Source organism: Paraniabella aurantiaca (assembly GCF_050309965.1).
Classification (GTDB): domain Bacteria; phylum Bacteroidota; class Bacteroidia; order Chitinophagales; family Chitinophagaceae; genus Niabella.
Genome location: NZ_JBLOSY010000001.1, coordinates 659193 through 684489 on the forward strand (window position 1 = coordinate 659193; position 25297 = coordinate 684489).

At 40.7% G+C, this 25297-nt stretch carries 21 protein-coding genes and 1 tRNA gene; 9 read left to right on the forward strand and 13 right to left on the reverse strand.

Features of this window, described 5'->3' with window-relative positions; all coding sequences use genetic code 11:
• The first annotated feature begins 58 nt into the window (after positions 1-58).
• Entirely contained in the window at positions 59-391 is a 333-nt protein-coding gene (locus ACLOAU_RS02945) for an integrase core domain-containing protein (RefSeq protein WP_427860334.1), read from the forward strand.
• A 133-nt stretch (positions 392-524) separates the two neighbouring features.
• On the opposite strand, the gene ACLOAU_RS02950 is transcribed toward ACLOAU_RS02945, so the two are convergent.
• From ACLOAU_RS02950 to ACLOAU_RS02970, 5 genes are all read right to left on the reverse strand, one after another.
• Positions 525-2135, reverse strand: a complete 1611-nt coding sequence (locus ACLOAU_RS02950) for an endonuclease/exonuclease/phosphatase family protein (protein ID WP_427860335.1) — start codon at positions 2133-2135, stop codon at positions 525-527.
• Positions 2136-2749: 614 nt separating this feature from the next.
• A complete protein-coding gene (locus ACLOAU_RS02955; protein WP_427860336.1) occupies positions 2750-3187 on the reverse strand; it encodes a hypothetical protein in 438 nt (145 codons plus the stop codon).
• 67 nt (positions 3188-3254) lie between these two features.
• Entirely contained in the window at positions 3255-5036 is a 1782-nt protein-coding gene (locus ACLOAU_RS02960; protein ID WP_427860337.1) for a RagB/SusD family nutrient uptake outer membrane protein, read from the reverse strand.
• A 32-nt stretch (positions 5037-5068) separates the two neighbouring features.
• The gene (locus ACLOAU_RS02965) at positions 5069-6028 is read right to left on the reverse strand and encodes a SusC/RagA family TonB-linked outer membrane protein (protein ID WP_427860339.1); all 960 of its coding nucleotides are present in this window, start codon (positions 6026-6028) and stop codon (positions 5069-5071) included.
• 337 nt (positions 6029-6365) lie between these two features.
• Entirely contained in the window at positions 6366-6896 is a 531-nt protein-coding gene (locus tag ACLOAU_RS02970; RefSeq protein WP_427860340.1) for a hypothetical protein, read from the reverse strand.
• Positions 6897-7040: 144 nt separating this feature from the next.
• Here ACLOAU_RS02970 and ACLOAU_RS02975 point away from each other — a divergent pair, with 144 nt between their 5' ends.
• The 4 genes from ACLOAU_RS02975 (at position 7041) to ACLOAU_RS02990 (ending at position 13436) form a co-directional block, all read left to right on the forward strand.
• A complete protein-coding gene (locus ACLOAU_RS02975; protein WP_427862675.1) occupies positions 7041-8594 on the forward strand; it encodes a SusC/RagA family TonB-linked outer membrane protein in 1554 nt (517 codons plus the stop codon).
• 32 nt (positions 8595-8626) lie between these two features.
• Positions 8627-10408, forward strand: a complete 1782-nt coding sequence (locus ACLOAU_RS02980) for a RagB/SusD family nutrient uptake outer membrane protein (protein ID WP_427860337.1) — start codon at positions 8627-8629, stop codon at positions 10406-10408.
• 67 nt (positions 10409-10475) lie between these two features.
• Positions 10476-10913 (forward strand): hypothetical protein, encoded by a 438-nt coding sequence (locus ACLOAU_RS02985; protein WP_427860341.1) that lies wholly within the window; start codon positions 10476-10478, stop codon positions 10911-10913.
• Positions 10914-11069: 156 nt separating this feature from the next.
• On the forward strand, positions 11070-13436 hold the full coding sequence (locus ACLOAU_RS02990; protein ID WP_427860342.1) for a phosphocholine-specific phospholipase C: 2367 nt from the start codon (positions 11070-11072) through the stop codon (positions 13434-13436).
• 1 nt (position 13437) lies between these two features.
• Here ACLOAU_RS02990 and ACLOAU_RS02995 read toward each other — a convergent pair whose 3' ends face one another.
• The 6 genes from ACLOAU_RS02995 to ACLOAU_RS03020 form a co-directional block, all read right to left on the reverse strand.
• Positions 13438-14058 (reverse strand): YdeI/OmpD-associated family protein, encoded by a 621-nt coding sequence (locus ACLOAU_RS02995; protein WP_427860343.1) that lies wholly within the window; start codon positions 14056-14058, stop codon positions 13438-13440.
• Between the two features lie 63 nt (positions 14059-14121).
• A complete protein-coding gene (locus tag ACLOAU_RS03000) occupies positions 14122-14271 on the reverse strand; it encodes a hypothetical protein (RefSeq protein WP_170138321.1) in 150 nt (49 codons plus the stop codon).
• Between the two features lie 36 nt (positions 14272-14307).
• Complete coding sequence (gene clpX, locus ACLOAU_RS03005; protein WP_427860344.1) at positions 14308-15573, reverse strand: ATP-dependent Clp protease ATP-binding subunit ClpX; 1266 nt, start codon at positions 15571-15573, stop codon at positions 14308-14310.
• A gap of 147 nt (positions 15574-15720) precedes the next feature.
• On the reverse strand, positions 15721-16377 hold the full coding sequence (locus tag ACLOAU_RS03010; protein WP_427860345.1) for a ClpP family protease: 657 nt from the start codon (positions 16375-16377) through the stop codon (positions 15721-15723).
• Positions 16378-16385: 8 nt separating this feature from the next.
• Positions 16386-17066, reverse strand: coding sequence for a ClpP family protease (locus ACLOAU_RS03015; RefSeq protein WP_427860347.1), 681 nt, complete (start codon positions 17064-17066; stop codon positions 16386-16388).
• A 188-nt stretch (positions 17067-17254) separates the two neighbouring features.
• Positions 17255-18124 (reverse strand): diacylglycerol/lipid kinase family protein, encoded by an 870-nt coding sequence (locus tag ACLOAU_RS03020; protein WP_427860349.1) that lies wholly within the window; start codon positions 18122-18124, stop codon positions 17255-17257.
• A 13-nt stretch (positions 18125-18137) separates the two neighbouring features.
• On the opposite strand from ACLOAU_RS03020, the gene ACLOAU_RS03025 reads away from it, so the two are divergent.
• Positions 18138-19163: an App1 family protein phosphatidate phosphatase gene (locus ACLOAU_RS03025; RefSeq protein ID WP_427860350.1), complete on the forward strand. Its 1026-nt coding sequence runs from the start codon at positions 18138-18140 to the stop codon at positions 19161-19163.
• 34 nt (positions 19164-19197) lie between these two features.
• On the opposite strand, the gene tig is transcribed toward ACLOAU_RS03025, so the two are convergent.
• Together tig and ACLOAU_RS03035 are read right to left on the reverse strand one after the other, a co-directional pair.
• Entirely contained in the window at positions 19198-20595 is a 1398-nt protein-coding gene (tig, locus tag ACLOAU_RS03030; protein WP_427860351.1) for a trigger factor, read from the reverse strand.
• Between the two features lie 111 nt (positions 20596-20706).
• A tRNA-Leu gene (locus ACLOAU_RS03035) sits at positions 20707-20788 on the reverse strand.
• 265 nt (positions 20789-21053) lie between these two features.
• Here ACLOAU_RS03035 and ACLOAU_RS03040 point away from each other — a divergent pair.
• From ACLOAU_RS03040 to ACLOAU_RS03050, 3 genes are all read left to right on the forward strand, one after another.
• Positions 21054-23303 carry a RelA/SpoT family protein gene (locus tag ACLOAU_RS03040; RefSeq protein ID WP_427860352.1) on the forward strand — a complete coding sequence of 750 codons (2250 nt, stop codon included), beginning with the start codon at positions 21054-21056 and terminating at the stop codon, positions 23301-23303.
• A 66-nt stretch (positions 23304-23369) separates the two neighbouring features.
• Positions 23370-23873, forward strand: coding sequence for a hypothetical protein (locus tag ACLOAU_RS03045; RefSeq protein ID WP_427860353.1), 504 nt, complete (start codon positions 23370-23372; stop codon positions 23871-23873).
• A 109-nt stretch (positions 23874-23982) separates the two neighbouring features.
• The gene (locus ACLOAU_RS03050) at positions 23983-25245 is read left to right on the forward strand and encodes an adenylosuccinate synthase (RefSeq protein ID WP_427860354.1); all 1263 of its coding nucleotides are present in this window, start codon (positions 23983-23985) and stop codon (positions 25243-25245) included.
• Positions 25246-25297 lie beyond the last annotated feature (52 nt).

A 25297-nucleotide genomic window follows, 5' to 3' on the forward strand; every position in this document is an offset into this window, starting at 1 on the left:
TAGGATACAAACTGATTAGGGAACCGAACTTTTCAATGATTTATTCCAGGAAGAGCTAATGGTTCATTTTATAAAATTTAGGCCCATTAAGCCTAGAAGTCCACATCTGAATGGAAAGGTCGAAAGATCCCAACTCACAGATAAATCAGAGTTTTATTCAATCATTAATCGTAAAGAAAGAACTCTCGATCTTGCTACGAAATTACTTGAATGGCAAAATTTCTATAACTACAAACGCCCTCATGCATCATTGAATGGGAAGACCCCAAACGAAAAACTTCTTGAATTGGAAAACCTGATACCTATTCAACCAGATGTAACAACAAAGTATTGGGAACAGGAAGTCGAAATAATACCACGAAACAGCAAAATGTACTACAGAAATCGATAGGCATTTTGTCTCACATGTCTTGAAATATCACATCTTAGGACTGAATTGGTCAAAGGCTTATTTGGTGCTGTATTGTGATTAATGCTAATGTTTTTTTATAGCAACGATGTGAATTGTGCAATTTGTGATATTTTTAATCGTTTGTAAGTTGAAAAGTAGTGAGTACCCCTGCATGATCAGATGGCCAAACATCATCGATGTCAGGAGCTGTCCTTATTATCTTTGAAGTAATTGCTTTTATTCCACACCCCTTATAATAAATGAAATCTATTCTGCAGGCAGGCAATTGTCCGTAAATAGGTGACCATGTACCTTCTGATTGCGCTACTTCATTGGGGTTTATTTCCCTGAAACTATCTTTATATCCTTTGGCCAATAAATAACGTGAAGTCGGGAAAGCAACAGGTCCATATCCAAAATGTAAAGGAATGGCAGCTTTTGTCCAGTCAAGGTGGCTACATGAGTTGAAGTCGCCTCCAATGATCACTGGTATATTTGAGTCTTTCAGATATGGTTCTGTGTCTTTTGAAATAATTTCGTGTATGTCTAACAGGTTTGACATAGAGTCCTTTGCTATCCATAAGTTAGTATTTGAACCCTTGTTAGGGTAGAGTGAAGTGTATTCGGGATTAGTTGCATACCTGAGCCAACAAGCATTCACCAGAATTTTTTTGCTATTGGGTAAAGTGAGTATCACTGGATTTGAATTGAAAGTGCTATAGGGAGGTAAATGTTTAGCTATAGGAAAACGGCTATATATGGCAAGATTGTCATTAGAAGATGCTGTACTTAGAAAGTAATTTAATGATTCGGCAATACGCAATTGTGAGCCATATGCTTCTTGCATAGTAATAATATCTGCATGTGTTGCTTTTATTAGATTTATAATGTTGTTGATTCCGTTATTTCCTACGTGTATACCTCCATGCCATATATTCCATTGTAAGACTTTTATAATATTGGCATCGGTGTAATTGTTAGGTGTTATTGTTGGAGCAATAGATGAATTTGTAGTCTCCGGTGTATAATGCCTATTATTTAACTCAAAAACAGGAATGTCTATTTTTATCTTATTTCCTATGGCAGCCTTGGCAGAAAAGTCAGCTGTAATCAAGAAATAATTTATACCCGCAGATAAACGAATAGGCGTATTTCTTTCTGAAAGAACAATTTTTTTAGATGGGATTGTTCCTTTTCCGAATATTTCTGATTTTATAGTTGAATGAGCTGTCTTGCCTGTGTGATAAATATGTATTCGCGAAATGTCTGATAGAGCTGATACTGACGATAGGTCCAGAGTTATGCCTGTAAGTGCTAATGGTGTTAGTGAACCGGTAACCGCAATTCTTAATTTTAATATGGCGTTGTCGGAAGCTCCTTGGTCAATGTCCCATTCGCTATGAATTGTTATTGCGTTAAATAATTTCTGTTCTTTTGCGGGTTTTACAAATTTTGGATTATCATTTATTTCGGTATATGCCAACGGCTTTTGTCCTTTATAATTATTTCTTCCGTTTCGTAAATGATAAGCTTGGGAACCTTTTCCTACCCAATTAATAGCAGATTTATCTATACCGTCATTAAAATTATAGTAAGCCACAATTTTCTTAAAATTAGGATGTGACGGATTAATAGATTGGTGTGCCCATTTTTGTATTGTCTGTGCAGCTACCTCAGTCTGCCAAATGCGAACTTCATCCACCCAACCCCCAAAAGCAGTTTTTTCTATTTTCGCATACTCCAATGGCACCTGGTATGATTGGAAATGCAATTCTCTTACTGCATATTTTTACGCCATCCAAATAGAGATGAGTGAAAACTCCGTTACAGCTAATAGCTACATGGTGCCACTGATCATTTAAAATGGTAGGAGATAATAATTGTGCGCCGGCGCTATGTAATTTTCCTTTTTTGATAACAAGTGGCAGATTTTCAGCCGTATTTAAAGCGCCTGTATTCACCACCGCCAAAAATCACCTCTTCTTCTTTCCAAGAGGTGTCATTTCCTTTGATCCATGCTTCCAGAGTCCAGGGCGCTTTCATAATCCCTATACCTGTACGTATCTGATATCTTCCTCCTATCCAGATTGCAAAGCAAGGTTGGTTGTCAGCATTTTGGGCAATATATCCCAAGGGGGATACAATGGAGAGACAATATAACAATATGGTTTAACTCTTTTTGAAATACTCCTACTTATATGATGATTATTTTAAACGTTATTTCGGGTTTCCAATTAAATATAAATGCTGTTTTGCAGGTCAAGGCCGTTCACTGGAACGACCTTTACTTATCGAAGGATAAATGAACAATGTAATTTTTAAATCAGGCAATGAACATTTCTGTTTATAGTTAAGGTGTCAAATATTAATTACAAAAGTAGCCTGTGATATCCAGGTGCCATTATCATCATAATATACCGTAATTGTTCTGTCCTGGCCGCAACCCGCTTCTGCTTTAAAGAATACACCAAATATGTTTTCTGCTGATGTAACTGGTGTGTAAGTAATAGGATTGCCATTAACAACAGTATAAAAAGCGCATCCATCTTCACTTACTACTTTAAATTTATTACCAACATTCAGGTTGTTATACTTAAAGTAAACTGATTTTGTATAAGGCGATGGAGGCGCAGGAGCTGCATGCACAGTAATGCCGGCAAAATTGCTTTCTTTTAAGTTGGTAACTTTAATTCTACTAACACCAGGGGCGCTCATATCTGATACCTCAGCGGGAATGTATGAAATAAAAGATAGAGACAGAACAAACAATAAGAGTAATAAAACATTCTTTTTCATTGTAATTTTTTTTTGAGAATTATAAAATTTGAGAGTTTAAATATTTGAATAGCTTTTTACGATTTCCTTATTCCCAACCATGGGGTTGTTGCAATTTTGGGTTTTGCGTTGTTTGTGATATCGGTATCGGGAAATAATAATATTTTGGAGCTACAAATGTTCTGGGTGCTAATCCGGTTACAATAGGTCCTCCGGTTTCTCCGTTCTCTAATGGAATGCTACCTGATTGGCCAAAAGTGCCTACTTTATAATAAACAAGTGTCACACCAAGCGAGTTTTTTATTCTTTGATCAACGGGAGGAATTGTAGCAGTTCTGCTTACTAAAATTATATCTGCAACATTGTCTCCTGTTAAATCATATTGGCCCAGTCCTGGGAAATACATTCCCTGTGGATACTTTTCAAATACCTTACCTCCATTCCAACGCATTAAGTCATCGTACCGTTTGCCTTCAAATGCAAACTCCACTCTTCTCTCTCTTCTGATTTCCAAAATAGCTCCTTTATTGGCGCCTGTTACATCAGAGAATTTATTCGCTAAAACCGGATCTGGGTTGGCATTTGCATTTGCAAGGTTGAGCCCGGGTATACCGGCTCTTGTTCTTAATAGATTAATGGACTTATCTATATCTGCCTGAGTGAGGCTGCCGAGTTCGGCACTGGCCTCAGCATAGGTAAGCAGCACTTCAGCGTATCGTAATTCCGGAACGTCTGCGCCGCCCCTTACGTTTGGATCAATGCTGTTTTGATAGCCTTTTTTCTGGTAATATCCTGTAAAACCCGTACTTAAAAGTGGTACCAGCGGAGTTGTGGCCGGCAGCCTTACAAATCCAGGAGTCATAAATGTTGCATAGATCCGTGGGTCTCGATTTTTAAATTCTTCTACGTATTGTTTTTTCTGGTAGTCGTCAGTACTGGTAAACCGTGAACCGTCTATCATTAAGTACTCTTGTACTAGGTCTCTTGAAGGAGATTGCTCAAAGTTGGCCGAAACAACACTGTTGATGTCAGAGCCCGCTTGTTTTGCTACATCATAAACTGTATTTAAAATCACTTCCTTGTTCGCGCTCAGGTCCTGGCTAACAAACAGGTCGCCATAATTAGGTGTCAACAAAAATTTTCCGGAAGTAATAATATCGTTAGCCTGAGTTTTTGCCAGCTCCAGAAAACGGTTGGCAGTATTCTGCAAATTTAATTCGGGATGGTATTTCCTGTAAGTGCCCTCATGTAATGCTAAACGGGCATACATTGTTTTAACTGCCCAAAGACCCGGTGTTCCTGCCGGCACGCTTTCTCTTACATTATTTACGGCATAGTCCAGATCTTTAAAAATGCTGTCTATAATGAGGCTTCTGGGATCACTGGCCTTATACAAACTTGCAGAGTCTGATGCTTCAATTACGTGGCTGTACCATGGAACATTTGAGTATACTTTCACTTTATCCATATAGAATAAAGCCCTGTAATATCTGGCCAGACCTGCATAATGATTTTTTACTTCTGCGGTGGTATTAGCGCCGGAATAGTTATCTAAGAAGTAATTAATATTTCTTAGAGTAGACCAGCCCCAAAAGCTGGGCGTATTGTCGGCAGATATATTACCAGCGAGCATATTTTTCATGCGCACATTTCCTGTTGTTGAATAATCATCTGTTGATTGCTCGTCACTGTTTACATAAATGCTTGTTCCTCTCTTACTCAACATGCCATTCACATATAGGCTTAAATCACTTTCTGTTTTAAAATAAAGTTGTGGCGAAATAACCGTTTGCGGGTATCGGTCTAAAAAGTCCTTTTTACAGGAAGCCGTTGCTATGATCAACAAACATAAGTATATATAATTTTTCATTTCTTTTGCTTTAAAATTTTTACGATCGATTACTAAAATGTAACATTTAAGCCTAAAGAATATTTTCTCTGGTAAGGGTAGGCCCAGCCGTATCCATCAACAATAGATTCAGGGTCGAGATACTTTTTGATTTTAGAAAATTCGGTAATGTTGTCGCCAGTAAAAAATAATCTCAACCGGTCTATTCCTATTTTCTTTGTTAACTGGTTTGGAAGTGTATACCCAACTGTTATGTTTTTAACCCGTAAATAGGATGCATTAAGTAAGTATTTCGATTGTGCCAGATCTAAACCATAATCTTTGCCTCCCTCGTGATAGTTATTGTCTGCCAGCCACGATTGTAATACCGGATAATAGGAGTTGAGATTTGCGTCAGCAAGTCCCGCGTTAATATAAGCTTGGGGATAGCCCGCTCTTTCTTCGGCAGAAGCAGCTTCAGGCCTGTAGAAGTCAAGTAACCAGGGGTACATGTTGGCGTATGGCTGCTGGTAAAGCCCCCAAAACAAATAATGTTGAGGATAATAATCCATTTTACCCACCCCTTGTAAAAAGACGGATAAATCAATATTGTTCCATGACATATCTACATTAAATGAATACCTATACCGGGCCTGGCTATTCCCAATTATTTTTAAGTCTTTCGGATCTTTATCGCTAAGCCCCTGGATGATTTTTTTATCTCCGTCCTGGTCAATATACTTCGGCCAGCCTGGTACAATTTCAAGGGCTCCCCAAGGAATAATTGCCGACTGATCCAGAGTGGCTATATCTGCCTTGTCTTTAAAAAAGCCATCACTTTCAAGACCCCATATTTCTCCAACTGTCTGTCCTTGTCTCCAGGCTGCTGAAAATAGTCCAAGTGGATTATCGTATTTCGTAATCTTACTCTTGCTGTCCCATAACTGGCCTTTTATTGTGTAAGAAAACGGTTTGTTAGCTACTGTAAAATTGTTATTATAGCTCGCTGTAAGCTCCCATCCATTTGTAGACATATCGGCAGCGTTTTGCTGGGGCGCACTGCTTCCCAGAACGGCCGGTAGTACCTTAGCGGGGCCAAGCATCCGGTGGTCTTCCTTACGTAGTAGTCAAATGTAATATTCAGATGGTTTTTAAAAAGTCCTATGTCCGTTCCGAAATTGTTTGATATAACACTTTCCCATGTATAATTATTAGGATCGACTGACAGGTTAGGAGCTGAGGTAACAGGCGTTCGGTTGCCACCAATAAGGTAGCCGGAGGTTCCGATTGGCAGATTCTGCAAATAACCATAGTAGGCTACTGACTGATTACCCTGATTGGCATATGAAGCCCGCAATTTAAAATTAGGAATTATGTTTTTAAGTTATCCCAGAATTTTTCCTTGTTTACTACCCATGCTCCGGACACTCCCGGTGTGAACGCCCACCGGTTGTTGGAGGGGAACCTGGATGATCCATCCCGGCGCGCAATGAAATCGAGTATGTAGCGATCTTTGAACGAATAGTTTAAACGGCCAAAATAGCTGCGAATAGCATATTCATAATAGGAGCTGCCGAAACCAGACTGAGAGATGGAGGCCGATGTATTATCAACCGTTAGTGAAATGTAAGGCAGGTCTCTTGATATAAGCTGGTTTCTGCTGGCTGAGGTAGGGTCCCATTGATAGTTCTCCTGGTTGTAACCGGCAGTTAGGGCAAAGCTATGTTCTCCCCATTTTTTATGATAGTTCGCAAACAGATCGTAAATATCCTGAACAACAGTTCCGTTTACGGTAGAAATATAACCAGGAGTATTGACCTGTCGTACATCATTAGGGCCGTACCCCACTTCAAAGGGCAGGCTCGAGTAGTTGCCTTTCCATAGTTCCCTTTTGTTACTCATAGATCCAGTAATAACAAGGTCTTTATCAAAGAAGCTAAGAACACCTCTGAGGATATTATTAAATCCAAAGCGGGTTTCAAGATTTCTGCCACCATCAACCAATCCTCCCGCTAAAACCAGCTTATATCAAGAGACCTGCCTTACATTTCACTAACGGTTGATAATACATCGGCCTCCATCTCTCAGTCTGGTTTCGGCAGCTCCTACTACGAATATGCTATTCGCAGCTATTTTGGCCGTTTAAACTATTCGTTCAAAGATCGTTACATTCTTGATTTTATAGCTCGCAGAGATGGTTCTTCCCGGTTTCCCTCCAACAACCGGTGGGCATTTACACCGGGAGTGTCCGGGGCATGGGTAGTAAACAAGGAAAAATTCTGGGATAACTTAAATAACATAATTCCTAATTTTAAATTGCGGGCTTCATATGCCAATCAGGGTAATCAGTCGGTAGCCTATTACGGTTATTTGCAGAATCTGCCAATTGGAACCTCCGGCTATCTTATTGGTGGCAACCGAACGCCTGTTACCTCAGCTCCTAACCTGTCAGTCGATCCTAATAATTATACATGGGAAAGTGTTATCTCGAACAATTTTGGAACCGACATAGGACTTTTTAAGAACCATCTGAATATTACATTTGACTATTACGTAAGGAAAACCACCGGAATGCTTGGCCCCGCTAAGGTACTACCGGCCGTTCTGGGAAGCAGTGCGCCCCAGCAAAACGCTGCCGACATGTCTACAAATGGATGGGAGCTTACAGCGAGCTATAATAACAATTTTATAGTAGCTAACAAACCGTTTTCTTACACTATAAAAGGACAGTTATGGGACAGCAAGAGTAAGATTACGAAATACGATAATCCACTTGGACTATTTTCAGCAGCCTGGAGACAAGGACAGACAGTTGGAGAAATATGGGGTCTTGAAAGTGATGGCTTTTTTAAAGACAAGGCAGATATAGCCACTCTGGATCAGTCGGCAATTATTCCTTGGGGAGCCCTTGAAATTGTACCAGGCTGGCCGAAGTATATTGACCAGGACGGAGATAAAAAAATCATCCAGGGGCTTAGCGATAAAGATCCGAAAGACTTAAAAATAATTGGGAATAGCCAGGCCCGGTATAGGTATTCATTTAATGTAGATATGTCATGGAACAATATTGATTTATCCGTCTTTTTACAAGGGGTGGGTAAAATGGATTATTATCCTCAACATTATTTGTTTTGGGGGCTTTACCAGCAGCCATACGCCAACATGTACCCCTGGTTACTTGACTTCTACAGGCCTGAAGCTGCTTCTGCCGAAGAAAGAGCGGGCTATCCCCAAGCTTATATTAACGCGGGACTTGCTGACGCAAATCTCAACTCCTATTATCCGGTATTACAATCGTGGCTGGCAGACAATAACTATCACGAGGGAGGCAAAGATTATGGTTTAGATCTGGCACAATCGAAATACTTACTTAATGCATCCTATTTACGGGTTAAAAACATAACAGTTGGGTATACACTTCCAAACCAGTTAACAAAGAAAATAGGAATAGACCGGTTGAGATTATTTTTTACTGGCGACAACATTACCGAATTTTCTAAAATCAAAAAGTATCTCGACCCTGAATCTATTGTTGATGGATACGGCTGGGCCTACCCTTACCAGAGAAAATATTCTTTAGGCTTAAATGTTACATTTTAGTAATCGATCGTAAAAATTTTAAAGCAAAAGAAATGAAAAATTATATATACTTATGTTTGTTGATCATAGCAACGGCTTCCTGTAAAAAGGACTTTTTAGACCGATACCCGCAAACGGTTATTTCGCCACAACTTTATTTTAAAACAGAAAGTGATTTAAGCCTATATGTGAATGGCATGTTGAGTAAGAGAGGAACAAGCATTTATGTAAACAGTGACGAGCAATCAACAGATGATTATTCAACAACAGGAAATGTGCGCATGAAAAATATGCTCGCTGGTAATATATCTGCCGACAATACGCCCAGCTTTTGGGGCTGGTCTACTCTAAGAAATATTAATTACTTCTTAGATAACTATTCCGGCGCTAATACCACCGCAGAAGTAAAAAATCATTATGCAGGTCTGGCCAGATATTACAGGGCTTTATTCTATATGGATAAAGTGAAAGTATACTCAAATGTTCCATGGTACAGCCACGTAATTGAAGCATCAGACTCTGCAAGTTTGTATAAGGCCAGTGATCCCAGAAGCCTCATTATAGACAGCATTTTTAAAGATCTGGACTATGCCGTAAATAATGTAAGAGAAAGCGTGCCGGCAGGAACACCGGGTCTTTGGGCAGTTAAAACAATGTATGCCCGTTTAGCATTACATGAGGGCACTTACAGGAAATACCATCCCGAATTAAATTTGCAGAATACTGCCAACCGTTTTCTGGAGCTGGCAAAAACTCAGGCTAACGATATTATTACTTCCGGAAAATTTTTGTTGACACCTAATTATGGCGACCTGTTTGTTAGCCAGGACCTGAGCGCGAACAAGGAAGTGATTTTAAATACAGTTTATGATGTAGCAAAACAAGCGGGCTCTGACATCAACAGTGTTGTTTCGGCCAACTTTGAGCAATCTCCTTCAAGAGACCTAGTACAAGAGTACTTAATGATAGACGGTTCACGGTTTACCAGTACTGACGACTACCAGAAAAAACAATACGTAGAAGAATTTAAAAATCGAGACCCACGGATCTATGCAACATTTATGACTCCTGGATTTGTAAGGCTGCCGGCCACAACTCCGCTGGTACCACTTTTAAGTACGGGTTTTACAGGATATTACCAGAAAAAAGGCTATCAAAACAGCATTGATCCAAACGTAAGGGGCGGCGCAGACGTTCCGGAATTACGATACGCTGAAGTGCTGCTTACCTATGCTGAGGCCAGTGCCGAACTCGGCAGCCTCACTCAGGCAGATATAGATAAGTCCATTAATCTATTAAGAACAAGAGCCGGTATACCCGGGCTCAACCTTGCAAATGCAAATGCCAACCCAGATCCGGTTTTAGCGAATAAATTCTCTGATGTAACAGGCGCCAATAAAGGAGCTATTTTGGAAATCAGAAGAGAGAGAAGAGTGGAGTTTGCATTTGAAGGCAAACGGTACGATGACTTAATGCGTTGGAATGGAGGTAAGGTATTTGAAAAGTATCCACAGGGAATGTATTTCCCAGGACTGGGCCAATATGATTTAACAGGAGACAATGTTGCAGATATAATTTTAGTAAGCAGAACTGCTACAATTCCTCCCGTTGATCAAAGAATAAAAAACTCGCTTGGTGTGACACTTGTTTATTATAAAGTAGGCACTTTTGGCCAATCAGGTAGCATTCCATTAGAGAACGGAGAAACCGGAGGACCTATTGTAACCGGATTAGCACCCAGAACATTTGTAGCTCCAAAATATTATTATTTCCCGATACCGATATCACAAACAACGCAAAACCCAAAATTGCAACAACCCCATGGTTGGGAATAAGGAAATCGTAAAAAGCTATTCAAATATTTAAACTCTCAAATTTTATAATTCTCAAAAAAAAATTACAATGAAAAAGAATGTTTTATTACTCTTATTGTTTGTTCTGTCTCTATCTTTTATTTCATACATTCCCGCTGAGGTATCAGATATGAGCGCCCCTGGTGTTAGTAGAATTAAAGTTACCAACTTAAAAGAAAGCAATTTTGCCGGCATTACTGTGCATGCAGCTCCTGCGCCTCCATCGCCTTATACAAAATCAGTTTACTTTAAGTATAACAACCTGAATGTTGGTAATAAATTTAAAGTAGTAAGTGAAGATGGATGCGCTTTTTATACTGTTGTTAATGGCAATCCTATTACTTACACACCAGTTACATCAGCAGAAAACATATTTGGTGTATTCTTTAAAGCAGAATCGGGTTGTGGACAGGCCAGAACAATTACGGTATATTATGATGACAATGGCACCTGGATATCACAGGCTACTTTTGTAATTAATATTTGATGCCTTAACTATAAACAGAAATGTTCATTGCCTGATTTAAAAATTACATTGTTCATTTATCCTTCGATAAGTAAAGGTCGTTCCAGTGAACGGCCTTTACCTGCAAAACAGCTTTTATATTTAAAAAGTATTACAATTATATAAACATATTTATTTATGGCCCAGGGTAGAAGAGACTTCTTAAAAAACGCAACGATACTTTCCGGAGCTGCCGGTTTAAATAACGTGCTGCCATCGAGTATCAAAAAGGCCCTTTCCATTAACGCGCCCAGGGGTACCACTTTTTACGATGCCGAACATGTCGTTTTCCTGATGCAGGAAAACCGGTCCTTCGATCATATATTTGGTTGCATGAAGGGTGCACGGGGCTTTAACGATCCGCGAATCAAAACCCTCCCCGACACCAACAAAGCATGGATACAGAAGTCTAAAAACGGCAATGCCCATGCTCCTTTTCATATAGACATCAATAAAACAAAAGTGACCTGGCAGGGCGGCCTGCCACACGATTGGCCCGATCAAAGCAGGGCCCGCAATAATGGCAAGTACGACCAGTGGATACCCCAAAAAACAGAAATGTGTATGGGGTATTTTAACAGGGCTGATGTTCCATTTTATTATGCCATGGCCGATGCTTTCACCCTTTGTGATCATTACTTCTGTTCTTCACTCACGGGTACTACCCCCAATAGATTGTTTTTCTGGACCGGCACCATAAGAGAAGCATTAAATGCTGATAGCAAACCGGCAGTACGAAATTCACAGGCAGAATCACGTCATGGGGCGTTTGTGGACTGGAGCACTTTTCCCGAGTTACTGGAAGACAATGGCGTTAGCTGGAAGATATACCAGAATGAAATATGGACTGCCGAAATTGATGAAAGTCTCAACTATTGGGTGGGTAACTATGGCGATAATGCTATTGAATATGTAAAGCGACACCGTGTACAACTGGCCGCTTACTTCCGCAAACACGGAAATGCGAAAGCCAAACCCGCTCTGACAGCAGAAGAAGTGCTGGCACAATATAACCAGCTCAGTCAACGGGAAAAGAATTTAATAGACAAGGCGTTCTCTAATAATATGGAAGTGGAAGAGTACCTTCAGTTACAACCTCACACTTTTACAAATGATAATGGGCAGGAGCAAACAGTGAATATACCAGCTGGCGATATTTTCCACCAGTTTCGAAAAGATGTTGATTCGGGCAACTTGCCAACTGTTTCCTGGTTAGCTGCACCCCAGGCTTTTTCTGATCACACCAGCTCTCCACTGTATGGCACCTGGTATGTATCGGAAGCATTAAATATACTCACTAAAAATCCGGAGGTTTGGAAGAAAACCATTTTCATTTTAAACTACGATGAAAATGATGGTTATTATGACCACCTTCCTCCATTCGTCGTGCCTGATCCCAAAGATCCGGCAACAGGTAAGGTTTCGGCGGGAATTGACACCACCGCTGACTTCGATGCCGCCAGGAACTGGCCGATAGGGCTAGGCTACCGGGTTCCCATGATCATCGCTTCACCCTGGAGCAAGGGAGGCTTTATCAACTCCCAGATACATGACCACACTTCAACCCTGATGTTCCTGGAAAAGTTTCTAAAGAAAAAAACAGGGAAACATATCGTATCTAAAAATATCAGCAGCTGGCGCAGGGCGGTCTGCGGTGATCTCACGTCAGTATTCAGACCGTATAACGGCGAGCGGTACCCCCTGCCCGATTTTCTTAAAAAAACACAGGTAATTGATAGTATACAAAATGCAAAGAACAAACCAACGCAGGTGATACCTCAACCTCTGTCTGAAAAAGAGATCCAATGGATCAACCAGAATCAATCTTTCTCTGGGCAGGGTTCTAATTGGATGGCAGAACAGGAAAAAGGCACAAGACCGGCCTGTGCACTACCGTATGTGCTTTATGCCGACTGTTTTATCGACAAGACGAAGAAAACGGTTGAGCTAAAATTTGAAGCAAGTGCAAACGATCAGCATATAGGGGCACCATTTAACGTGTATACACCATCGTCTTATAAAAAAGAAAATGGGAAAACCTGGTTTTACACAGTAGGAGAAAAAGATATATTAACAGATAGCTTGCTGTTAAATCATTTCGACCGGGATATCTATGACTTATGTATCAATGGCGCCAATGGTTTCTTCAGACACTACAGGGGTGATATACAGGATCCTGAGCTGGATGTAATATGTAAGTATGAAACAACAAAAGGATTAGTTAACCGCTATTCAGGAAACATTATCCTGGAAATTGTTAACAATGGTAAAACCGCGCTTACACTTTCATTAACTGATAACGCTTATGGCAGAGCTCTTCAACAGTTTACAATAGATGCCGGTGGTAATAAATCGATAAAAATAGATTTGAAAAAAAGCAGTAGCTGGTACGATTTTACGCTTGCATTTAATGGCAATAAAGTATTTAAAAAGCAATACGCCGGCCACGTAGAAACCGGTGAAATATCGATCACCGATCCGTTTATGGGCGGTATATTGAGTTAGCTTATTTGCGCTCGTACTTCCAGTTTCTGCCCTTTCCTTCGGCAATCCACTCTATTGCAGATGCTATGCGCTTATCGCGTGTAGCATCTGTTTTAGCTTCTGTGATCCATTGAATGTATTCTTTACGATGAGAGGGCGCGAATTTTTCAAAAACAGCTTTCGCTGCCTTGTTCTTTGCCAATGCTTTGCTTAATGATTCCGGTACAGGTAACTCCGTTGTTTTTTTTGCCGGAGCCCTTTTCAGCGTTACACCCGCATCGGCTAACGCAATAGCTTCTTTTACCGCAGCCAGCAAGTCCATATTTTTTGGCAGGTCTTTCACCGATTTAATATTTGCTATGCGGCCAAACTCAGAAGCACGGTCTTCTGCTTCTGCCAGGTAAGGTTGCAACGATTTGATCTGCGCACCCAGCCAAAAGCCCAGGGCACAATGCTGTTTAAAGGCAGCCAGGCTACACAGCATTTTTCCTTTGTAATCAAATGAAGGAACACCCCATTTAATGGACTCGGTAATATCAGGCGATGCCTTATGCACTATAGTTCTGAAATGCTCTAATACAGGTTTTGCAAAATCGGCAGCCTTAGCAATATAAACATCTACTTTAGGATCAAATGTTGGCATGGTATCAAATTAAAAAAGCAGGCCATATAGCCTGCTATAAAATTAAGTTTAAAACTTATATATTTAATTACCGCTTCCGAAAAGATTACCTACAGCGCCTTCCAGCATAGGAAATTTTTCAACCACATAGCTTTTAATGGCTTCCAAAGCTTTAGCAGCCTGTTCGTCGGTTAAACCTGCTTCTGCCTTTAACTTTTCTACTAATTCGTTCATTGTAAAATTTATTTAGAATTTAAAATCTGATATTCACTAAGCTGCTTTTACCAAACCCATTTTACTCTTACTAAACTTGCGTTCAGCATAATCCCTTGTAAGCGTAAACGATTTTTCGGAGGAAGAAGGAAGCTCATACATAGCATCTGTAAGAATACTCTCACAAATGCTCCTCAACCCCCTGGCGCCCAGCTTGTATTCAACAGCTTTCTGAACCATAAAGTCGTACACTTCGTTCTCAACTTTTAACTCAATACCTTCCAGTTCGAATAGCTTTTTATATTGCTTCATTAAAGCATTCTTGGGTTCGGTAAGAATATCTCTGAGTGTATCCGGATCCAATGGCTCCAGGTGTGTTACAACAGGTAACCTACCCAAAAGCTCAGGTATCAATCCAAAGGTTTTCAGGTCCTGAGAATTCACAAATTTCAACAGGTTCTTTTTCATGTCTTCCTGCTGCGCCTTATCGACATTAAAGCCGATGGTATTTGTTTGAACCCTGCGACCGATTATTTTATCTACTCCATCAAATGCACCACCACAAATAAATAAAATGTTGTGTGTGTTTACTTTGATTAATTTTTGATCAGGATGTTTACGTCCTCCCTGCGGCGGTACCAACACGTCGGTCCCTTCCAATAATTTCAATAACCCCTGCTGTACACCCTCACCGCTCACATCGCGGGTAATGCTTGGGTTATCACTTTTACGGGCTACCTTATCAATCTCATCGATATATACAATACCACGCTCGGCCGCTTCCACATCGTAATTACAAACCTGCAACAGGCGCGTCAGAATGCTTTCCACATCCTCACCTACATAACCGGCTTCAGTAAATACAGTTGCATCTACTATTGCAAAGGGTACATTTAAGACTTTAGCAATACTGCGCGCCAGTAATGTTTTACCCGTACCTGTCTCCCCTACCATCACGATATTACTTTTTTCGATCTCTATTTCGTTATGCGGATCGATATCCCTCCCCGCCCCGGACCTTTGCTTCAATCTTTTAAAATGATTATAAACAGCAACAGCCAACACTTTCTTGGCATCATCCTGTCCTATTACATATTCATCTAAAAAGGTTTTAATTTCCATAGGCTTTTTCACGTTCAGCGAAAAACCCTGGGTTTGAGGATTTTCTTTAAGATGTAATTCCTGGTCAATTATTTCCTGGGCATGTTCTACACAATTCTCGCAAATATGGCCATCCTGACCGGCGATCAGTATTTCTACTTCATCGCGGCTACGACCACAAAACGAACAATGTAAAACCGAGCCTGATATTTTTTCCTTCATATATAATTACAAAGTTAAAAAAACCACCTGTAACAAGTGGTTTTTTTAAAAAGTATTCGCTACTTAAAGATTTATCCGGAAAAATCTATATCTAATTCATTCATAACAGATTAATCCCGGAAGATCTTCCAGCAGCTGTTATAAAACTTATAATTTTTCTACTATTTTATCCGCGATACCGTATTTAATAGCTTCCCCTGCATCCATCCAGTAATCACGGTCGAAATCGCGCATGATCTCATCAATGGTTTTACCGCAGTTATCCGCTAATATTTTAGCACCAATGTGCTTTACACGTTGTGTTTGTTTAGCTTGTATCTCGAGGTCGGAACTTACGCCACGAATGTAGCCACCCAAAGAAGGCTGGTGAATCATCACTTCTCCGTGAGGATATATGTAGCGGTTTCCTTTTTCTCCGCCGCTGAGCAGTATACTACCCATTGATGCAGCCAATCCCATACAAATGGTGTGTACGGGGCTACTGATCATTTTCATGGTATCGTAAATAACCATGCCACTGGTAACTACACCTCCGGGGCTGTTGATATAAAAATTGATCGGAGTTCCGGGCTTATCAGCTTCCAGCAATAATAATTTTGTTGTGATCTCCCGGGCACTTTTATCGTCCACCACACCCCACAAATACACTGCTCTTTTATCAAAGAACATTTGTTCCAGGCGCTTGTTAAGCATCATCAAATCATCGCGCTTATCCTGCGGTTCTTTCGGCTCTTCTTCCTCGCCCTCATCGTCACTCACTATGGGGCGCGCCCATTTATTGTTATATATGTTTGAAAAGTTCATGGTATAGTCTATTTCTTTTTGTTAAGTAATAACACTTCATCGATCAAACCGTATTCTTTTGCTTCAGGAGCGGTCATCCATTTATCGCGTTCAAAATCCCTTTCGATCTGCTCAATCGGTTTGCCGGTATGATCGTTCACGATTTCGTACAGCTCATTTTTAAGCTTACGGATTTCGTTCACAGTAATTTCAATATCGCTTGCCTGTCCGCCAATAGCTCCACTGGGCTGGTGCATCATAATACGTGCATGCTTTAAAGCAGCGCGTTTACCCTGCGTACCGGCGCCTAGTAAAACACAGGCCATAGAAGCTGCCATACCTATACAAATAGTAGCTACATCAGGCGATACATATTGCATGGTATCATAAACACCCAATCCTGCATAAACACTACCGCCCGGGCTGTTAATATACATATTGATATCGCGTACACGGTCGGTACTGTCCAGGAACAATAACTGGGCAGTAATGATATTGGCCACTTCATCGGTTACGGGATAGCCCAGGAATATGATACGATCCATCATTAAGCGGCTATATACATCCATTACGGCCACATTCATCGGACGCTCTTCTATAATATTAGGCGTAAGCGCTGTAACCAGGTGATTACCGTAGCTATGCAGGGTATTGCTTGAAATGCCCTTGTGCTTTACGGCGTATTTTTCAAATTCTGAATTAAAGGTCATAAGTCTCTAAATTGATTATTAGTAAACGTACAGAAAATTTTTCATTCGGTTTAAACACTGAGAATGAAAAATGTACAAATCGATGCGATCAAATATCTGTCCATTTACAAAAACACAAAAAACTGTGACATGTTGACTGAAAGACGGGTATTTTATTAGTCAATTGGGCAGTGCTAGTCAAAGCAGGCTCAGGCTTGGGGCAACATGATCCGTATATTTTTAGGCTGAATGATTGCAGCTATTTTATCTACCTTACCAATATACTCTCCATCTACCTGGAAATGTGCACGATGCTTGGCGAGTATGTTTACAGACCGGGTTTGATGTATCTCCATATTTTTATTGTCAAAACCGAGGGAGAGCATGATCTTTAAAAATCCCCACAAAGTCAGGCGTTTTACTATTACAATTTCGAATAAACCATCATCAATTTCACCTTCCGGATTAATAACAGCGCCAGTACCATATTTCCCAGCATTGGCAATCACCACCATGATGGCTTTCCGGCAAAAACTTTTATCGTCATTTTTTATAGTTACTTCCAATGCCTGCCTCCGGATTATGGTCTTCCAGGCTACTTTAAGATACCCTATTTTTCCCCGGGTATCCCCTTCTTCAAAGTTTTTGATCAGCTGTGCATTAATACCCACATCGCTTAAATGCAGGCAAAGGTGTTTATCATTAAGAAGAATGGTATCCATATATGTTTGCCGCCCGCTGTCAATTATCTGCAGCGCGTCCTCCAGTTTTGTGGGGATCATCAATTCTTTTGCCATTCCATTAGCTGAGCCGGCCGGAATAACACCCAAAATCATTGGCGTGCCCCTTACCGATTTTGCAACCAGCGAAATGGTTCCATCTCCACCTACTGCAACTACCTTATCTGCTTTGGCATCTTTTATGTACTGGTCAAGCGAATTACAATCAACGGGATCAGGAAGATGATAAAACTCAAGTACCACATCTTTTCCTTTAAAGTAAGCCTCAATACCGGCCTGCCAGTCGTTATTGTTTTCGCCCGATGTTTTATTAATTACGAATAAGATTTTGTCCGGCATAAATATTTAGTAAGTGTTTAAAGAAGCCCTTAATAAAAAACTACATCTCATCAAAAAGCCCCACCTCAAGGTTTACGAAGGTTTTGGCAACAAGACCCATTGTACATTGATGGGGCACGCATTAACACAATCGGCTTCGCCACGTGAAATTTACAAAAACGGCTTTTTTCACAATACCCTTGCACTACTTAAAACATTTATGATAAAAACAATGCCAGATGCACGGATCCAGGTGAAATGGCAAGGAAAAATATGGGAAACCAGTACGGCTTCCGACGGATTTTTCAGTATTGATCTACCAAACGAAAAACCATTGGAACCGGGTGACTATACAGTAGAAGTAGCGTTAGTTAGCAAAACCGATCAGAAGCTGTTAGACACCGCAGTGTCCCACATTGTAATACCGGAAATCAACCAGTTTACTTTTATCTCGGATATAGATGACACATTCTTAATATCCCACTCAGAGTCGATTTTAAAGCGCCTTAAATTACTGCTGACCCGCAATGCCCACAGCCGTAAACCTTTCGATGGTGTGGTAAAACATTACCAGGCCTTACAGCTGGCTCAAACAACCGCAGATAAGCCTAATCCCTTCTTTTATGTGAGTAGCAGTGAATGGAATTTATATGATTTTATCAAAAAATTTATTGAAAAGAATGAACTGCCCGATGGTATTTGCCTGCTGAATCAAATACAAAATCTCGCTAATGTTCTTAAAAGCGGTCAAAAAAATCACGCCAGTAAATTCGCCCGTATCGTAAGGATCCTGGAGGCCTACCCCACACAACGTTTTATTTTATTAGGAGATGACTCTCAACATGATCCTTACATATATAGCTCACTGGTAAAGAATTTTCCCGGGCTTATTTCAGCTGTGTATATACGGTGCGTAGGTAAACAAAGAAAACAAATGGTACTGGCAGAACTGGATCAGATCTCGGGCAGGAACATACCCGTCTGCTACTTTTTACATAGCAGCGAAGCACTGAAACATTCTGAAAGCATTGGTTTTACCTATATGAAAAAAGGCGCTTAAAAGCGCCTTTCGTCTATTTATTTTGTATTTCCTGTTAATGGTGCGCGTGTTGATGCTCGCTAACCATTTTAGAGAAATCTTCAGCACTGATTTGTTGTGCTACAGGTTTGATCTGAGTTTCAGCCCACTCAAATACTTTTTGAGACTGAATACGATTGTAAGCATCTTCTACATACTTACGGTCTTTCATCATCCTGTCGATATAATCATTTACCCAGGGCTGCTCAGTATCGTTTGGCATCATACCGCCCATATAGCTGAATAATTGCGCCTGTGCGAAAGCCTTTAATTCATCCTGCTTTACATCGATCTTCTGATCTTTCATTATTTTTTCAGAGATCAAAGTCCATTTTAACTGGTTAAGGAAAGTGGGCATTTCCTGATCAATCTGCTCTTCTGTTTTAGCAGGCTGACCTTCCTGGCCCTGCGCATTTTGTGTTACCAGCCATTTGCGTAAAAATGCTTCAGGGAATTCGATGGTAGTATTTTCCACCAGTTTGTGGAAGATCTGGTCCTGTATCTGATTGCGGCTTTGAGAAGCCCAATATGCGAATATCTGATCCTTTACTTTCGCACGAAATTCTTCCTCAGTTTTTACATCTCCTTCGGGGAAAAGCTGGTTGAAGAATTCTTCGTTCAATTCTTTCTTCTCCAACTCAGATACCTTAGTGATATCCAGTTTGAAAGTTTTATTCTTATCGGCTTCGTTATCCTTGCTCAAGCCTAAGTCTGAAGCAATGAATTCTAATTCTTTATCTTCAAATGCACTACCCAATACCACCGTAATGCTATCGCCGGCTTTTTTACCATTCAGCTCTTTTTGAACTGATTCTGCAAAATAGCTCAACAGCAAAGAGTTGTCTTTTTTAACTCCGCCTTCAACCGGGTTGCCAGCGGCATCAACTTCTTCAAAAGTTACGTTGATCACATTATTAGCGCCATCAACGGCTTCCTTGTCGGTCATATTACCATATCGATTCTGAAGTCTTTCAACTTCTTCGTTAATCATCTCATCGGTAATATCAATATTGTAACCAGTAATATCAGCCTTGGCTAAATCTGCCAATTCGAACTCAGGCTTCAATCCAACTTCGAAATTAAAAGTATATTCACCCGGATTATTCAGATCAAATGCAGGCACATCCATTTCCATAGGAAGCGGTTGAGCAAAAATTTCAGTTTTCTCCGTTTGCAGATGGCTGATAAGTTCTTTATCAACAGACTTTAATACTTCGTCGGTAAATAAAGAAGGACCGTACATTTTTTTGATCAAACCAGCGGGAACTTTACCAGGTCTGAAACCTTGTATGCTTGCTTTTTTGCTATATTCTTTGAGAGACTTTTCGAAAGAGGGGAAATAATCGGCCTTATCTATTTTTACACTGATCTTCTCGTGTAATTGGCCTATCGGTTCTTTAGTAATTGTAGCCATGAGTATGTTTAAAATTAAAAAGTCCAAGGTTTAAGGTTACTAACTTTAAACCTGCCCCTGCCCGTCCGGTCAGGCTGGCTTTTTAACCTAAAACCTTAAACATTTATAAAGTCCGGATGAAGGGACTCGAACCCCCACACCTTGCGGCATCAGATCCTAAGTCTGACGTGTCTACCAATTTCACCACATCCGGAAAAGAACATTATCCCGATATTTTATCGGAAGGGCAGCAAAAGTACGGCTTTTATTTAATATTGCAATTTTTAATTCACAGCATGCAACTTTAAAACGTAAAGAATGATAAAGCAACTGGTTATGCACTGGCTGACATGATGATTGCTTTACAGCTTACATCTTTCTTGCTTCAGAATTGTTATATTTTTATATATTACAGTTATAAAGCCGCCGGTAGCGCATTATTAGAAAGATACACAACGAACAGACGCAGGAGACAGACAATGAAGACTATAGAGCAAAAACCCAAATACAATTTAAACGACGAAGAAGAAAGAAAGCTTATTGTGCGCGAGTACCGCTCGTTGTTACGGCTTTTGAAGGATAAACTGAAGCCGGGTGACAAGGATTTAATACGCCGTGCTTTTGAAATGGCTGCGGAAGCTCACAGCAGCATGCGCCGGAAAAGCGGCGAACCCTATATTTTACATCCCATTGCAGTGGCTAAAATTTGCGTGGAGGAAATTGGGTTGGGAGTGCGTTCCACTATTTGTGCTTTACTGCATGACACAGTAGAAGACACAGATGTTACCCTGCAGGATATTGAAAAAGAATTTGGATCGGAGATTTCCCGCATAGTTGACGGGCTGACAAAGATCTCGAACGTTATTGATACTACAACTTCCCAGCAGGCCGACAACTTTAAAAAGATCCTGCTAACATTAACAGACGATCCACGCGTTATTTTGATTAAGCTGGCCGACCGCCTTAATAACATGCGTACGATGGATAGCATGAAGCGGGAAAAGCAGCTTAAAATATCGTCGGAAACGGTTTACATTTTTGCCCCCCTTGCCCACAGGATGGGTTTATACGGTATCAAAACCGAATTCGAGGACCTGGCGATGAAGTACCTGGAACCGGATATTTATAAGGATATAGCCAGGAGATTGGCGGAATCAAGGCGAGAGCGTACCCGCTATATTAACGAGTTTATCAAGCCCATACGCGAGAAGCTGGAAAAAAATCACTTTAATTTCGAAATTTACGGTCGCCCCAAAAACATCCATTCCATCTGGAATAAGATGAAGAAAAAGCAGGTGTCCTTTGAGGAGGTATACGACCTGTTTGCGATTCGTATTATATTGGATAGCCCGCAGGAAAAAGAAAAAGAGGAATGCTGGAAGGTTTACTCGCTGATCACCGACGAATATACACCTTCCATCGAGCGGCTGCGTGACTGGGTAAGTAATCCTAAAGCCAACGGTTATGAGGCGTTGCACACAACCGTAATGGGACCACGGGGTAAATGGGTGGAGGTGCAGATCCGCACCAAACGCATGAATGAAATAGCAGAAAAAGGTCTTGCAGCGCACTGGAAATACAAGGAAGGCACCTCCAGCGAAAACCGGTTCGACAAATGGTTTCAGCAAATCAGGGAGTCGCTCAATAACGAAGACCTGGACAGTGTTAACTTCCTGCAGGACTTTAAAACCAGCTTCCTTACCGAGGAAATTTATGTTTATACGCCCAAGGGCGACATCAAGATGTTACCCGCAGGTAGCAGCGCCCTCGATTTTGCCTTTGCTATTCACTCTGCCATCGGCGCCAAAACAATTGGGGCAAAGGTGAACCACAAGCTGGTACCCATCAGCCACAAATTGAGCAGCGGTGACCAGATTGAAATTATTACCAGTAATAAGCAAAACCCTTCGGAGGACTGGCTGAAATTTGTAGTAACCGCTAAAGCAAAGAACAAGGTAAAAGAAGCCCTGAAGGAGGAAAAGAAGAAAGTAGCTGACGAAGGAAAGTACACCTTACAACGAAAGCTGGAAGGCCTGGGTGTAACCATGTACCAGGGGAATATTGAAGCTATTGCCCAATTTTATAAACTTCAGTCTAACCTGGAGTTGTTTTACCAGATTGCGATCAAAAATATCGACTTAAAAGAGTTAAAAGACTTTAAAATATTTGGCGACCGGTTAGAAGCTCCGCAACCTGTCAAAATTACCGACATAAAGCCGGAAACACATCATCATACGGCGCCCGCTCATAATCCTAAAGATGCTGAATTAATTATTTTCGGTGAAAGCAGCGACAAAATCATGTACAACCTAGCCAATTGCTGCAAACCGATTCCGGGTGATGATGTTTTTGGCTTTGTAACAACAGGTAAAGGCCTCACTATACACCGAACCAACTGTCCTAATGCCGCCAAATTGATGGCTAACTACGGCCATCGCATCGTCAAAACAAAATGGGCGAAAAACAAAGAAATATCGTTCCTTACCGGCGTTAGAATCATAGGTATTGACGACGTAGGTATGGTAAGCAAGATTACTAATCTGATCTCAGGGGAGTTGAAAATTAATATTGCGGCATTGACCATTGAAGCTACAGAGGGCGTATTTGAAGGCAATATCAAAGTTTTTGTTCACGACAAGGAGGAATTGGATGTTTTGGTGAACAGGTTACTGGAAGTGGGAGGAATTGAATCGGTGGAGCGCTTTGACACAGAAGATTTACCCAAATAATAGCAAAAATGGGACGGTAAGAATATTTCCCTGCACTAAGTTATCCTCTCGTCAGTCAACTACATTATGAATTTTAAGAAGGAAGTTTTTCGTTCAATTGGGTGCCTGTCCCTGTTTTTACTGGCCTGCACTACCACCCGGGTTGAAACGGCAGGTTTACCGGGCCAATATACCGAAGAGCGAACACCCATATTCGGCCTCGTAGCCAGCAGTAGGAAAGACAAAAGGCTGTCAGCATCTTACCCGCCCGCGGAGCTGATAAACGGACTAAAAAGCTATCGTCAAAGATATAACTCCTTGCCCCGCACGCTTTCGGATCTGTTCAATTATAGCCTTGAGTCCCAAAAAGCAGTTGCTCACATGTTAAATACCCGTTATTCGAACCTACAAACAAACTGGATAGCACCCGATACTTTGGAGATATCCTACAATTACAGTATTCGAACCAGGGACCAGAAAAGAAACGACACGCAAATCATTCTTAATGACAAATCTTATAAAAGAAAATATGTATTTGTGTACTATCCCGGGGATAGTTCTGTTTTCGTTGAAAACCAGAATTTGAAATAAAGCAACCTCAATATCATTTTTTTATAGGGATTAGGCTACAAGGCTTTCAAACATGCAATCCGAACCCTTATTTTTGCACTTCAATTTTTAAAACCAAAAAATACAATAGATGGTAGATGTAATTTTAGGGCTACAGTGGGGTGACGAGGGGAAAGGCAAAATTGTTGATTATTTTGCCAAGGACTACGATGTCATAGCTCGTTTCCAGGGTGGCCCTAATGCTGGTCACACTTTATATAAGGATGGCAAAAAACTGGTGTTGCACCAAATACCGTCTGGCATTTTTCACGAAGGAAAAATAAACATCATTGGCAACGGTGTTGTATTAGATCCGATTACGCTTAAAAAAGAGTGCGAAAAAGTTGCAGAGTTTGGCATCGATCTCAAAAAGAATCTTTTTATTTCCGAGCGTACGAATATCATTGTTCCAACGCATAGAGCCTTAGATAAGGCATCAGAGCAGGCAAAGGGCAAAAGTAAAATAGGTTCAACACTTAAAGGTATAGGCCCGGCCTATATGGATAAAACAGGCCGTAACGCTTTGCGCGTAGGCGATTTACTGCAAGATAATTTCCAGGAGCTTTATGAGCAGTTGCGCCAAAAGCACCAGGTAATGATCAATACGTATCATTTTACTGAAGATATCAGTGGCGATGAAAAAGAATTTTTCGAAGCGGTAGAATTTTTAAAAGAGCTGAATATCGTTAACGGCGAATATTTCATCAACAAACTTTTAAAAGAAGGCAAAAAAATACTGGCGGAAGGTGCACAGGGCAGTATGCTCGATATCGATTTTGGTACGTTCCCGTTTGTTACATCTTCTAATACCATCTCAGCAGGTGTTTGCAGCGGTTTAGGTATCGCACCTCAGCACATCAAAGAAGTTATTGGTATTACGAAGGCCTATTGTACCCGTGTAGGTAGCGGTCCGTTTCCGACCGAACTGGAGAATGCTGATGGTCAAAAATTACGTGATGTAGGTAATGAGTATGGAGCCACCACAGGAAGACCACGCCGCTGCGGATGGATTGACCTGGTAGCTTTAAACTTCGCCTGCATGATTAACGGTGTTACCAAAATTGTAATGACCAAAGCAGATGTATTAGACAGTTTTGAAGAATTGCAGGTTTGTACCGCTTACAGCAAAGAAGGTAAAGAACTTACTGAAATTCCTTTGCGTTTAGATCTGGACCATTATGTACCGGTTCTGGAGAAATTTGAAGGCTGGAATACCGATATAACAAAGGTAAAAGACTTTGCAGTGCTTCCGGAAAAAGCAAAATCGTATATTGCTTTTATTAATAACTACCTGGGAGTAAATGTAGATTTTATATCAAACGGACCTGAAAGAGATCAACTGATTGTTGTATAATTTTTTTAGAAAAATTATTTTTAAAAATTTGGCTATTTAAAAACTTAGAATA